Origin of the sequence: Streptomyces sp. CA-179760 (genome assembly GCF_050937045.1) — a bacterium.
In the GTDB taxonomy this organism is placed as follows: domain Bacteria; phylum Actinomycetota; class Actinomycetes; order Streptomycetales; family Streptomycetaceae; genus Streptomyces.
Genome location: NZ_JBNJLZ010000001.1, coordinates 7,124,786 through 7,138,181, shown reverse-complemented (window position 1 = coordinate 7,138,181; position 13,396 = coordinate 7,124,786). Strand labels below are relative to the sequence as shown.

The window sequence follows — 13,396 nt, the reverse complement described above, 5'->3', positions numbered from 1 at the left end:
GGGACGGGATCAAGACCTTGGGCTCCTCGGCGGGGTGGGTGCTCGTGGGAACTACAGCGCCACGCGCCGCGTTCAATGAGTGATGCGGCGGTGACACAGCGCTACAGCAGATGCCGGAGAGACCGGTCTCGGACCATGAGGGCGGCCCGCTTCTCGGGCAGGGCGACCTCGGCGGAGAACCGGAAGCCGGCGGTCAGAAAGGCGGCGATGGAGGGGGTGTTGCGAATGTCGGGTTCTGCGATGACGCGGGCGCAGGAGGACCGCTGCGCGAGAGCGAGATCGGCCACGGCACGCAACAGCAGACCGCCCAGACCGCGTCCCCGGTCGGCGACAGCGCCGACGACGACGTGGATCCCCGTGTCATGAGGCCGGGCGGGATAGTGGCGGGCCAACGGGTCGAGGTCCGCTCGGTAGATCTCCCAGTAGCTCATCGGCGTTCCGTCCAGCACTCCGACGCACGGCACGCTGCGTCCTTCGCCGGCGAGCTGGGCCCGTAGGTGGTCCTCGGTCCTGTCCTGCGGTCCGGACAGCTCCCAGAACGCCGCGGCAGGGTCGTTCATCCATCCGCTGATCAGCGGAAGGTCACGGTCGACACGCACGGGGACGAGGTGGAAGTCGCCTGCGGAGGTACGGGCCGGGCCCCAGTCGGCGACGTGGTCGAGGAGGTCGGCCGCAGCCGGGAGGACCGATGTGTCACGGGTCGTGGTGAGGGAGACGACGCCCGGAAGCCTCAGATCCATCGTGTCCTCGCCACACTCGCCCTCACCGGCATCGGAGCCGAGGACGGCCGTGAGGGGAGCGGCGGTACCGGGGGCGGTGGTGGGATCGGCGAAGGGCACCGAACGCTCCTCTCAGTAGGGGAGGTGGGCATGTCCGCAGAGATGAGAGAGGTCGGTTGTGGTCGGGGACGGTCAGGGCGATCAGGAGTGCAGGGGGTTGGCGATGGTGACGTAGACGGACTGGGTGTCGACCGGGCCGACGAGTTCGTCGAGGCCGTGCAGCCGGGTCAGCAGGTTGGCCTTGCAGCGCAGCACCGGTGAGTCGAGCAGGCGGGCGGGCAGCGACGTGCGCAGCCGGGCCGGACCGGAGGCTACGTCTCCCAGGAAGCGGCGGAAGGCGGCGAGCAGCAGCCGCTCGTCGGCCAGTCCCTGGGAGCCGAACGCGCCGATGAGGCCGAGCACGTTGTTGACGGCGAGGTAGTAGGCGAAGCGCTCGTCGGCGACCTCGTCACGGACGAACGTGTCGCTCTGTTCTCCGATGCCGGCCAACCGGGCTTCGAGCTCCGCGCGCCGGGACTCGCGGAAGTAGTAGCCCTGGTTGTCGCGGTAGCGGCCGCCCGTGGGCCAGCCCTCGGCGTTCAAGACAAGCAGGGTGTTCTGCTGGTGCGCTTCCAGGGCGATGCCGGCCTCAGCGTCCAGCCACAGAACGGGGCGCACGACATGCTGGAGGTAGCGCAGGAACCACTCGGCGGCAACGGCTCCGTGCGGTCGGCCGGTCCGGCGGGCGAGACGCGTGACGACCTCGGCCAGCCTGGACCGAAGTACCGGGCGATGGGCCTCCGGGCGGTCCGGAACGGCCCCGGGCCGGGCCGGCGAGCTCGGGCGCGGCGAGACGAGTCCGGCCACGCAGGAAACGTCGTCGGAGGGGGTGAACGGGTTGTGGCGGATCACCACGTCCAGTCCGGGCAATGGAGCACCGTCGGGATCGTCTACAGCCAGCCAGGCCGGGTCGCGCACGATGTCGAAGCCCGGGTGCACGGCACGCCACTGCTGCGCGAGTCCGCTGCGGAGCAGGCGGTGGACCTCGACGCCCCGGTGGAGTTCCTTGCGGAGGTTCTCGCGGCGGGAGTTGGTGATGCGCAGGCCCAGCGACAGTTTGAGCATCGCGGGGGCATCGGTTCGGTAGACGGTTCGTACGGAGGAGGTGGGCTGCCAGGAAGTGCCGTGAGTGCCGAGGTCACGGAGCAGCCCCGAGTCCAGCAGGGCAGCCGTCTCGGGACGGTGCCGGACCTCACCCGCCTGCCAGGGGTGCAGGGGCAGCAGGGCGTACCCGTCCGGCAGCGGCAGGCATGTGCCGGCCAGGCGTGCGGTGAGCCGGGCGGCGGGGACGGTCCGGCCGCGTTCGGTCCAGGCGGAGTCGGTGGCGAGGACGGAGGGAGCGACAGCCAGCCAGTGCAGAGGGAAGGAGCCGCGCAACTCGGGTGAGTAGAGCCGGGCTTCGGTCTCGGAGAGGCCCTCTCGGCTCTTCGGTGACGGATGCAGGGGGTGTCCGAGGACGAGTGCCTGCTCCGCGGCGAGGAAGAGGTCAGACCCGTCGGCCGGATGTTCCCGGCGATCGCTGACGAAGGCGGCGACACGGCGGAGGGAGTCGGCGACGCCCGCGACCAGCGAGACGCCGCCGAGGCCGTCGCCGGCAGCGACACCGACGGTGGGGTCGTGGGCGCCTGTGAGACCGGAGTCCGGGGCGGGGCTGACGCAGGTGTCGGTGCCAGTGCCGGTGTCGGTGTCGGCGCCTTCGGTGAACGTCTCTCTGGTGAGCAGGGCGGCGACGGTGACGGCATCGGCCGACGGGGCGTGGTCGGGGGCGTCGGCCAGTTGCGGCGGGCCGAAGCGGTGCCAGCCCGTCAGGGACCAATAGCGGACCGGGGCGAGAAGGGCCGTGCCGCTGGCGGGAAGGGGGATGCGAAGGATCCCGTCGGCGGGGGCGGGCTGGTCGTTCTCGCGCACCCAGCAGCGCAGCAGGTTCTCCACGGCGGCCGCCTGGGCGGCGATGTGCGGGTCGGGGTGGTCCAGAAGTTCGGTGACGGGTCCGGGGCTCAGCTCCTCGGCGGACGGTGAGCCGGGCCTCTGACCAGGAACCGCCGACTCCGCGCACGCACGCGGCAGCCGGGCGTCGACGGGGCCTGCTCCCCGCATCGCGGCGTGTTCGTTGGGCTCGGGAAGGGCGTTCAGCACGGTTACCTCGTGGAGTGGTTCAGGGACGTGCGGTCGGGGCGTACGAGCCGAGGAGTTCCACGCGGCTCGCTGGTTGGAAGCCGAGGGCTCACGGCGTATACGGCTCCGCTGCCGCGCCCGCGTGGCACCGAGCGGCCGCTAGCACGGCGTCGGCCAGGCGGTCCAGCACGGCGGTCGCCTGTTCGTCGGTGATCGTCAGCGGCGGCAGCAGTCGTACGACGCTCGCGTGAGAGCCGCCGAGTCCGACGATGAGGCCGCGCCGCAGGCACTCCCGCTGGACCGCGGCGGCAAGTTCGGGCGCGGCGGGAAGGGGCCGGCGCGCTCGGTCCGGGACAACCGGTGCCTTCAGTGGGGCGGATGCCTGCGCCGCGTGGTCCCGGCAGCGTCCCCCAGTCCCATCGGCGCCCCAGTCACCACTTACCGATCCCCCGGGAATCCGCCCAAGTCCCGCGACTTCCCCGTTCTCTCCTGCCTCCCCCTCGGGATCCACGAATTCCACCCCGATCATCAGCCCCCTCCCCCGGACATCCCCTACACAGGGGAACTCTCTTACCAGCAAACGAAGTTGGTTCAGCATGCGCGCACCGAGAGTCGCCGCGCGCTCTGCGAGGCGGTTCTCCCGGACGTGGGCGAGGGTTGCCGTGCCGGCTGCCATGGCGAGCTGGTTGCCGCGGAAGGTGCCGGTGGGGGCGCCGGGTTCGCCGGCGTCGAGGTCGTCGCGGTGGACGACGACGGCCAGCGGCAGGCTGCCTCCGATGGCCTTGGAGAGGACCATCACGTCGGGGGTCACTCCGCTGTGTTCCACCGCCCAGAAAGCGCCGGTCCGCCCGACGCCCGTCTGGCTCTCGTCGGCGATCAGCGGGACGGACCGGTCGGCCGTCAGCTGCCGCATGCGCCGCAGCCAGGCGTCCGGCGCCGGGATCACCCCGCCCTCGCCCTGGACGGGCTCGAGAATCATCCCGGCGGGGAGCGGTACTCCCGGATCGGGGTCGTCCAGGACGGACTCGGTCCAGCGGGCGGCGAGGTCGGCACCGGCCTCGCCGCCGACTCCGAACGGGCAGCGGTAGTCCTGCGGATAGGGCAGGCGGGTGACCCGTACGTCGTGGGCGACGGTGGACGCGTCGGGCGGCCCGGCGGCCCTTGCGTGGCAGGCACCGGCGAACGCGATGAGGCCGGTCCGCCCGGTCGCCGCGCGGACGAGTTCGCAGGCGGTCTCCACGGCGTCGCCGCCGGCCGGTCCGCAGAAGCGCACCCGGGCCCGGTCGGCGAGGCCTGGCGGCAGAGTATGGAACAACTCGGTGATGAAGGCGTCCTTGACGGGGGTGGCCAGGTCGAGGACGTTCAGCGGAGCACCGGAGTCGAGGACCTTGCGAATGGCCTCCAGGACGACGGGGTGGTTGTGCCCGAGCGCGAGCGCGCCGGCGCCCGAGAGGCAGTCCAGGTAGCGGCGACCGTCAGCGCCCTCGATGGTCAGCCCCCGCGCCCGCACCGGGACGATCGGCAGGGCCCGGGCGTACGTCCGGGCCGCGGGCTCACGCGCGGACTGGCGGCGCAGGATGCCCTCCTGTGCGGCGCGCGTTCCTGGTGCCGTGTCGCCGTCGACCGCACCACCCGGGAGGGTTCTCACCGGCGTACGCCCCACAGCGACCTCCTCTGACGCACATCCCCCACGGGTGGATTTCGCCACGACTTCCCTGACCTCCCACTGGGCACGGGCACAGAGGACCGCACGCAGACAGCAGACCCCCCACCGCTACCAACCCCCGACCGCTCACCGGGTTACGGGTTGCTTCAAGATCCTTTCCGTGACGGAACTGTTGCGGTCCCGTCGGATCGCCCCCACAGCCACCGCATAGTGTGTGGTGCCGTTCCCGGGCGCCGGGAGGCCGGCCCGAACTCCCCGCGAGTTCGCCGGACACCGCACCCGAGGCGCCGGTTCGTCCCAGTTCGTTCACATCAGGGGGAGTCAGATCATGCGATCCATACGGCCGTCGTCCACCACCAGCCGAGGGGGGTGGACGCGCCGCAGGAACTCCCCCGTGCTGGCCGCCGCCCTCGCCTCGGCCCTCGCACTGACCGCCACCGCCTGCGAGTCGGGTGACGCCGCGGCGGGCGGTGAGGCCTCCTCATCCGCGGCCGCCTCCGCCTCCGCCTCCGACGACGGCAAGCTCAAGATCCCGGACGACATCAGGGACCGGCTCCGTGAGCACGGGATCGACGTCGACAAGTGGAAGAACGGCGCCTGGAAGAACTGGGACCGGGACGACTGGCTGCGCGAGGCCAACGAGTACATCAACCCGATCATCGAAGGCCTCTGGGACCCGGACCGTATGCGGGATGCCGAGGAGCCCGACCAGGGCGTGGACGACAGCGACCTCGCCGGTGACCAGGGCGTCACCGACCCCACGCCCGAGCCCGTCGAAGCGCAGGCCGTGCCGCCGTCCTACCACGCCAACGCCCCCACGGCCGGGAAGGTGTTCTTCGACTCCCCCAAGGGCTCGGCCGTCTGCTCGGCGACGGTGGTGAAGGACCCCGCCCACCCGGGCAAGTCCAACCTGGTGTGGACGGCGGGCCACTGCGTGCACGCGGGCAAGAAGGGCGGCTGGTACCGCAACATCGCGTTCGTTCCGTCGTACAACGACGACGGCAAGCCGGTCGCGGAGCTGGAGAACGTCACCCGGGAGGACGTGGCTCCCTACGGTGTCTGGTGGGGCGACTGGGCGCAGACCTCTGACCAGTGGATCGAGCAGGGCGGTTCGACGGGCGGCGACGGCGCTCCGTACGACTTCGCGGTGATCCATGTGACGCCGGAGAAGGGCAGCGGCGGCAAGTCGCTGGAGGAGATGACCGGTTCGGCGCTGCCGGTCGATTTCAAGGCTCCCGCCGTGCCGAAGACGAAGAGTGTCACGGCGATCGGCTACCCGGCCGCGCCGCCGTTCGACGGGCAGAAGCTGTACCGGTGCCAGGACCGGCCCGGGCGGCTGTCGATCACGGCGTCGGATCCGACGATGTACCGCATCGGCTGCACCATGACCGGAGGTTCCTCGGGCGGCGGCTGGATCGCGCCGGGGACTGACGGCAAGCCGGCGCTGGTGTCCAACACCTCGATCGGCCCGGTGACGTCGGGCTGGCTGGCCGGACCGCGCCTGGGCGACGTGGCCAAGGGTGTGTACGACTCGGTGAGCAAGAAGTTCGCGGGCCGCTGACGGCAGGCTGATCAGCACGGCGGTGGGGCCGGGGACTCACGGAAACCTTCACCGGCCCACCGCCGTTCGCCCCCAACTCCCCGGGCATAGTGGGGTGTCGCGCATCGCAGGCCACACCGAGGCCTCTGCGTGACAAGCACATGACATCCACACGCAGCAGCACCCCAGCACCAACAGCACGCACAGCACGCACCAACGGGGGTCATCGCACCATGCGCTCCACACGTACGTCCGCGGCACCGAACCGCGGGCGGCGCACCGTCCTCGCCGCGACCGGGCTCGTCGCCGCCCTGGCACTCACGGCCACCGCCTGTGACGGTTCGGCGGACTCGGCGAGCGACAAGCCCGACGCCACCACCTCGCAGGCCGCGGACGGCGGCGGCAAGGTACGGATCCCGGCCGAACTCGCCGGCAAGCTCAAGGAGCACGGGATCGACGCCGACCGGTGGAAGGACGGGGGCTGGAAGGACTGGGACAAGGACAAGTGGCTCAGTGACGCCAAGGACTTCGTCAACCCGGTGATCGAGGGCCTCTGGAAGCCGGACCGGATGCAGTCCGCGAAGGAGGCCGACAAGACGGTCACGACGAAGGACGCGTCGGCCGGTCAGGGCGTCAGCGACCCGGATCCGGCGCCCGTACGGGCACAGGCGGAGAAGACGCCGTACCACCGGAACGCGGCGCCGGTCGGCAAGGTCTTCTTCGACTCCCCCGACGGCCCGGCTGTCTGCTCCGGCACGGTCGTCAAGGACGTCAACCACCCGGGCAAGTCCAACCTGGTGTGGACGGCGGGCCACTGCGTGCACGCCGGTGGCAACGGCGGCTGGTACCGCAACATCACCTTCGTCCCCGCCTACAACGACTACGGCAAGTCCGAGGCGGAGCTGACCAACGCGAACCCTGCCGAGATCGCCCCGTACGGCAACTGGTGGGCCGACTGGGCCTCGACCTCGAACCAGTGGATCAAGGGCGGCTCGGAGACCGGTGGCGAGGGGGCCGCGTACGACTACGCCGTGCTGCACGTGAAGCCCGAGCGGGGCGGCAAGTCCCTGGAGGAGACGGTCGGCGCCGCGCTGGACGTGGACTTCTCCGCCCCCTCCGCGGCCGAGGCGCGCAAGATGGGCGCCTGGGGCTACCCGGCCGCGCCGCCCTACAACGGCCTGAAGATGTTCAAGTGCGTCGACATCCCCGGCCGGTTCTCACTCAGCCCGACCCTGCCGACGATGCACCGCATCGGCTGCACCATGACCGGCGGTTCGTCCGGCGGCGGCTGGTTCCGGGTGCGGGACGGCAAGTCCGTGCTGGTGTCCAACACCTCGATCGGCCCGGCCGACAACTCCTGGCTGGCGGGCCCGCAGCTGGGCCGCGACGCCGAGGCGCTCTACCAGAACATGAGCAAGACGTACGGCGGTCGCTGACCGAAGCGCGCCGAAGGCCCGCTCCCTGCGGACAGGGAGCGGGCCTTCGGCGGGCTTGCGCGCTTGCGCTTACGTCAGAGCGCCGGTGCCGGAGCGTACGGCACGAGCTCCGCCGCCAGCTCCTCGTGCACCCGCACCTTGAGCAGGGTGCCCTCCGGGGTGTGCTCCTCGGAGATCACCTCGCCCTCGTCATGGGCACGGGCGACCAGCTTGCCGTGCGTATACGGCACGAGCGCCTCGATCTCGACCGAGGGGCGCGGCAGCTCGTTGTCGATGAGCCCGAGCAGCGTGTCGATGCCCTGGCCGGTCCGGGCCGAGACGGCGATGGACCGCTTCTCGACGCGCAGCAGCCGCTGCAGGGTCAGCGGGTCGGCCGCGTCGGCCTTGTTGATCACGACGATCTCGGGTACGTCGGTGGCGCCGACGTCCCTGATCACCTCGCGCACGGCGGCCAGCTGCTCCTCCGGGAACGGGTGCGAACCGTCCACCACGTGCAGGATCATGTCGGACTCGCCGACCTCCTCCATCGTGGAGCGGAACGCCTCGACCAGGTGGTGCGGCAGATGGCGGACGAAGCCGACGGTGTCGGCCAGCGTGTACAACCGTCCGCTCGGGGTCTCGGCCCGGCGCACGGTCGGGTCGAGGGTCGCGAACAGGGCGTTCTCGACCAGCACGCCCGCGCCCGTGAGCCGGTTGAGCAGCGAGGACTTGCCGGCGTTGGTGTAGCCGGCGATGGCGACCGAGGGCACCTTGTTGCGCTTGCGCTCCTGGCGCTTGATCTCGCGGCCGGTCTTCATCTCCGCGATCTCCCGGCGCATCTTCGCCATCTTCTCGCGGATCCGCCGCCGGTCCGTCTCGATCTTGGTCTCACCGGGGCCACGGGTGGCGAGGCCGCCGCCCTTGCCACCGCCCATCTGCCGGGACAGCGACTGACCCCAGCCACGCAGCCTCGGCAGCATGTACTGCATCTGCGCGAGCGCGACCTGCGCCTTGCCCTCTCGGGACTTGGCGTGCTGGGCGAAGATGTCGAGGATCAGGGCCGTACGGTCGATGACCTTGACCTTGACGACGTCTTCGAGGGCGATGAGCTGGCCGGGGCTGAGCTCACCGTCGCAGATGACGGTGTCCGCGCCGGACTCGACGACGATGTCACGCAGCTCCAGGGCCTTGCCGGAACCGATGAAGGTGGCCGCGTCGGGCTTGTCGCGGCGCTGGATCACGCCGTCGAGCACGAGCGCGCCCGCGGTCTCCGCGAGGGCGGCGAGCTCCGCGAGGGAGTTGTCCGCGTCCTGCGCGGTCCCCGTGGTCCAGACGCCGACGAGCACGACCCGCTCCAGGCGGAGCTGGCGGTACTCGACCTCGGTGACGTCCTCGAGCTCGGTGGAGAGGCCCCCACACGGCGCAGGGCCGCGCGGTCGGAGCGGTCGAACTGTTCGCCGTCCCGCTCTCCGTCGATCTCGTGGCTCCAGGCGACGTCCTCTTCCATCAGGGCATCGGCCCGAAGACCCTCGGGGTGGCTCTGCGTGAAGCGCTTGGTGTCCTGGGAGGGGGAAGAAGAGGAGGTCATTGGATCCTTACGTAGCTGGGAAGCCGTTCAATGTTCAGAACGCACGAGCACTCCGGGAGATTCCCGGCGCTCCGTGCCGCGCCGACCTGTCGATAGTCGCACGGCACGGGGCGTCTCGTCACCGTGTTATCGGGCGGCTCCCGGGGCGGGCGCAACCTGCTTCGCGGGTGCCGTCTGCTTCGCGGGCGCCGTCTGCTTCGCGGGCGCCGTCTGCTTCGCGGGCGCCGTCTGCTTCGCGGGCGCCTGACGCTTCCAGTCCGGGTGGCCCGGCATCGGCGGGGTCTTCTCGCCGTACAGCCAGTCCTTGAAGAAGCCGCTCAGGTCGCGCCCCGAGATCTCGGAGGCGAGCCGGACGTACTCCGCCGTCGAGGCCGTGCCGTCCTGGTGGCGGCCGACCCAGGCGCGCTGCAGGCGGTCGAAGGCCGGGCTGCCGATCTCCTCGCGCAGGGCGTACAGGACGAGCGTCGCGCCCTCGTACACGTTGTGCCGGAAGATGCCGGTCTTGCGGCCGGGCTCGGGGACCTTCGGCGCGGCCGGCGGGCCGCCGACCGTCCGCCAGCCGTCGGAGGAGGCGTACGCGGCCTTCATCCGGTCCCGCATCGGCTTGCCGCCCCGCGCCTCGGCGTACAGCGCCTCGTACCAGGTGGCGTATCCCTCGTTGAGCCACAGGTCCGACCAGGTGCGAGGGCTGACGCTGTCGCCGAACCACTGGTGGGCCAGCTCATGGACCATGATCGACTCGACGTACCACTCCGGGTAGGCGGACTGGGTGAAGAGCTCCCGCTCGAAGAGGGAGAGCGTCTGGGTCTCGAGTTCGAAGCCGGTGGAGGCGTCCGCCACGAGCATGCCGTACGTCTCGAAGGGGTAGCGGCCGAGCTTCCTCTCCATCCAGGCCATCTGGGCGGGGGTCTTCCTCAGCCAGGGTTCGAGCGCCTTGCGGTCCCGGGTCGGTACGACGTCCCGCAGGGGCAGTCCGTGCGGGCCCGTGCGGTGCAGCACGGTGGAGCGGCCGATGGAGACCTGCGCGAGCTCGGTGGCCATGGGGTGATGGGTGCGGTAGGTCCACGTGGTCGAACCGTTGTTCTTGGCCACACCGGCGGGCAGGCCGTTGGCGACGGCCGTGAGGCCCGTCGGCGCGGTGACCTGGATGGTGAACATCGCCTTGTCGGAGGGATGGTCGTTGCAGGGGAACACCCGGTGCGCGGCATCGGCCTGGTTGGCCATGGCGAGGCCGTCCGTGGTGCGTACCCAGCCGCTCTCGAGGCCCTTGGCGGACACGGGGTCGCTGGTGTGCCGCACGGTGATCCGCATCCAGTCACCGTCCGGCACGGCTTGCTGGGGCGTGATCACCAGGTCCTCGCCGGCGGTGCTGAATCCGGCGGGCTCGCCGTCGACCTCGACCGAGTCGACCGTGCCATGGGCGAAGTCGAGATTGACGCGGTCCAGGTCGGCGGTCGCCCTGGCCTTGATGGTGGTGACGGCCCGCAGCGGCCGGCTGTTGCTGCCGGGATAGGTGAAGGAGAGGTCGTACGACGCCACGTCGTAGCCGGGGTTGCCCAAGTACGGGAAGAGGCGGTCGCCGACGCCGAGCGGGACGACAGGGGCACTCGCGGCGACGAGGCAGACGGAGACGGCCGAGGCGAGCAGCGCCGCTGCCGTTCTCCGGCGGCGCGAACGGGGGCCTGGATCTGGGGGGTGAGGAGCATGCCCCACGGCTATCAGCGCAGGCGAGCGCGGTGGGGACGGCGCGCGTCCGGCCCTCCCGGGGCTCACCCGCCCGGCCGTCCGTCGGTACCTGCTCAGCCGCCCTGCGGCTGCGGCTGCGGCTGCGGCTGCGCCCTGCTGACGTCGTACACCCCGGCCACGTTGCGCATCGCGCGCATGAGGGCGGGCAGGCGGGCCGCGTCCGGGAGTTCCACGGTGTACGTGTGCCGCACCTGTTGCTGGGTCGGGGGCTCGACGGTCGCGGAGACGATCTCGGCGCCTTCGAGGGCCATGGCCTCGGTGAGGTCCGCGAGCAGATGGGGCCGGACGAACGATTCGGCGGTGAGTGTGACCCGGCACTCGGTGGTGTCGCCCCAGCGCACGCCGACCTCCGGACGCCCCGCGTCCTTCATACGGGCCACGGCGGCGCACTCGACACGGTGCACGGTGACCGCTCCCCCGCGTACGGAGAAGCCGGTGATCTCGTCGGGCGGTACGGGCGTACAGCAGCCGGCGAGCCGGACGGTCGCGTCGGGCAGGTCGGCGAGGACGTGGCCGGCGGTGGGTCGGGCGGACGTCTGTTCGGGGGCCGGCCCGTCCGTGCCGGACGCGTCGCCGCCGGCAGGCCGGGGAGCCGCCGCGCGATCCTCGGCCTGGCGGTCCTCCCGGGCCTCGGTCCGCTGAGCCTCGGCCTGTGCCGGGTGGGCGGTCAGCCACCGCTGGATGGCGATCCGTGCCGCGGGTGTGTGGGCGTGCTCCAGCCACTCCCGGGACGGCTCGGACGCCGGGTCCTGGCCCATGAGGAGCTGGACGGTGTCGCCGTCCTTGAGGACGGTGCTCAGCGTCGCCAGGCGGCCGTTGACCCGGGCGCCGATGCACGCGTGCGCGTCCTCGCCGTACTGCGCGTACGCGGCGTCCACACAGGTCGCCCCCTCGGGCAGGCCGATCGTGCCGCCGTCGGGCCGGAACACGGTGATCTCCCGGTCCTGGGCGAGGTCCTCGCGCAGCGTCGACCAGAAGTGGTCCGGGTCGGGCGCCGCCTCCTGCCAGTCGAGGAGCCGGGAGAGCCAGCCGGGGCGGGTCGGGTCGACACGCTCGCCGTCGGCCGGGTAGTCGGGGGCCGGTGCGTAGGGGTTGCCGAGCGCGACCACTCCGGCCTCGGCGACCTTGTGCATCTGGTGCGTACGGATGAGGACTTCGACGACCTGGCTGTCCTCCCGCGCCACGGCGGTGTGGAGCGACTGGTAGAGGTTGAACTTCGGTACGGCGATGAAGTCCTTGAACTCCGAGACCACCGGCTTCATACAGGTGTGCAGTTCGCCGAGGACGCCGTAGCAGTCGGCGTCCTCGTTCACCAGGACCAGGACGCGGCCGAAGTCGGAGCCGCGGAGCCGGCCGCGTTTGCGGGAGACCCGGTGCACGGAGACGAAGTGACGGGGACGGATGAGGACTTCGGCCGGGATGTCCGCCTCGCGCAGCACAGTCCGCACCTCGTCGGCGACCTCTGCGAGCGGGTCGTCCGCGCGGGCGGCGTTGCGGACGATCAGCTCCCTGGTGTGCGCGTACTCCTCGGGGTGGAGGATCGCGAAGACCAGGTCCTCCAGTTCGGTCTTGAGCGCCTGGACGCCGAGCCGTTCCGCGAGCGGGATGAGCACGTCACGTGTCACCTTGGCGATGCGCTCCTGTTTCTCGGGGCGCATGACGCCGAGGGTGCGCATGTTGTGCAGCCGGTCGGCGAGTTTGATCGACATGACGCGGACGTCGTTGCCGGTGGCGACGAGCATCTTGCGGAAGGTCTCGGACTCGGCGGCGGCGCCGTAGTCGACCTTCTCCAGTTTGGTGACGCCGTCGACGAGGTAGCGGACCTCCTCGCCGAACTGGTCGCGGACCTGGTCGAGTGTCACGTCCGTGTCCTCGACGGTGTCGTGGAGCAGGGACGCGGTCAACGTCGTCGTCTCGGCACCGAGTTCGGCGAGGATCAGGGTCACGGCGAGCGGGTGCGTGATGTACGGCTCGCCGCTCTTGCGCATCTGCCCGCGGTGCGAGGACTCGGCCAGGACGTAGGCGTGGCGCAGGGGTTCGAGGTCGGCGTCGGGGTGGTGGGCGCGGTGGGCCTCGACGACATGGCTGATGGCGTCGGGCAGCCGGTCGCGCGCGGCGGAGCCGAGGAGCGCGGCTCTGCCCAGGCGGCGCAGGTCGATCCGGGGACGGGCCTTTCTGCGCGGGGCCGTCGGCGTCAGCGGTGATGACACCGCGCCCGGCATCGGGCCTGGGGTCACGGAATTCGTGGCCTCCGCACTCATGGGCACCTCCGGCTGCGTGGACCGGCGGACGGGTGCCCCTGGGCGGACACGGCTCACGGGGCGGCTTCGGTCCCCCGTCCGGGCCGGTGCTTGATGCTACCGAGCCCACCACGTCCGGCTGACCGCCTCTCGCCGAGCGTGAAACTGATCACCCATTCGAGGGACGAATGTGAGGTTTGTGCCCCGCTACGCCGCACCCCTGACGATCTTTTTCCGCCAAGTGGCCGATTCTCGCGATGGTTTCGGG

The 13,396-nt window shown here is 71.3% G+C and carries 7 protein-coding genes and 1 pseudogene; 2 read left to right on the top strand and 6 right to left on the bottom strand.

The genetic code is table 11. The features are described from left to right. Positions 1 to 101 precede the first annotated feature (101 nt). The 3 genes from ACQEV8_RS32540 to ACQEV8_RS32530 form a co-directional block, all read right to left on the bottom strand. Complete coding sequence (locus tag ACQEV8_RS32540) at positions 102 to 839, bottom strand: GNAT family N-acetyltransferase (protein ID WP_432967263.1); 738 nt, start codon at positions 837 to 839, stop codon at positions 102 to 104. An 81-nt stretch (positions 840 to 920) separates the two neighbouring features. Then, positions 921 to 2,951, bottom strand: coding sequence for an IucA/IucC family protein (locus ACQEV8_RS32535; RefSeq protein ID WP_432973162.1), 2,031 nt, complete (start codon positions 2,949 to 2,951; stop codon positions 921 to 923). Positions 2,952 to 3,042: 91 nt separating this feature from the next. After that, the gene (locus tag ACQEV8_RS32530; protein ID WP_432967260.1) at positions 3,043 to 4,596 is read right to left on the bottom strand and encodes an aminotransferase class III-fold pyridoxal phosphate-dependent enzyme; all 1,554 of its coding nucleotides are present in this window, start codon (positions 4,594 to 4,596) and stop codon (positions 3,043 to 3,045) included. A 331-nt stretch (positions 4,597 to 4,927) separates the two neighbouring features. Here ACQEV8_RS32530 and ACQEV8_RS32525 point away from each other — a divergent pair, with 331 nt between their 5' ends. Together ACQEV8_RS32525 and ACQEV8_RS32520 are read left to right on the top strand one after the other, a co-directional pair. Further along, positions 4,928 to 6,160 carry a trypsin-like serine peptidase gene (locus tag ACQEV8_RS32525; RefSeq protein ID WP_432967257.1) on the top strand — a complete coding sequence of 411 codons (1,233 nt, stop codon included), beginning with the start codon at positions 4,928 to 4,930 and terminating at the stop codon, positions 6,158 to 6,160. A gap of 212 nt (positions 6,161 to 6,372) precedes the next feature. Next, positions 6,373 to 7,575, top strand: coding sequence for a trypsin-like serine peptidase (locus tag ACQEV8_RS32520; RefSeq protein WP_432967255.1), 1,203 nt, complete (start codon positions 6,373 to 6,375; stop codon positions 7,573 to 7,575). 74 nt (positions 7,576 to 7,649) lie between these two features. On the opposite strand, the pseudogene hflX reads toward ACQEV8_RS32520, so the two are convergent. From hflX to ACQEV8_RS32505, 3 genes and pseudogenes are all read right to left on the bottom strand, one after another. Next, positions 7,650 to 9,142 (bottom strand): annotated as a pseudogene (gene hflX / locus ACQEV8_RS32515) (GTPase HflX). Positions 9,143 to 9,268: 126 nt separating this feature from the next. Then, a complete protein-coding gene (locus ACQEV8_RS32510; RefSeq protein WP_432967253.1) occupies positions 9,269 to 10,855 on the bottom strand; it encodes a M1 family aminopeptidase in 1,587 nt (528 codons plus the stop codon). A gap of 86 nt (positions 10,856 to 10,941) precedes the next feature. Continuing rightward, the gene (locus tag ACQEV8_RS32505) at positions 10,942 to 13,149 is read right to left on the bottom strand and encodes a RelA/SpoT family protein (RefSeq protein WP_432967251.1); all 2,208 of its coding nucleotides are present in this window, start codon (positions 13,147 to 13,149) and stop codon (positions 10,942 to 10,944) included. Between the last annotated feature and the right edge of the window lie 247 nt (positions 13,150 to 13,396).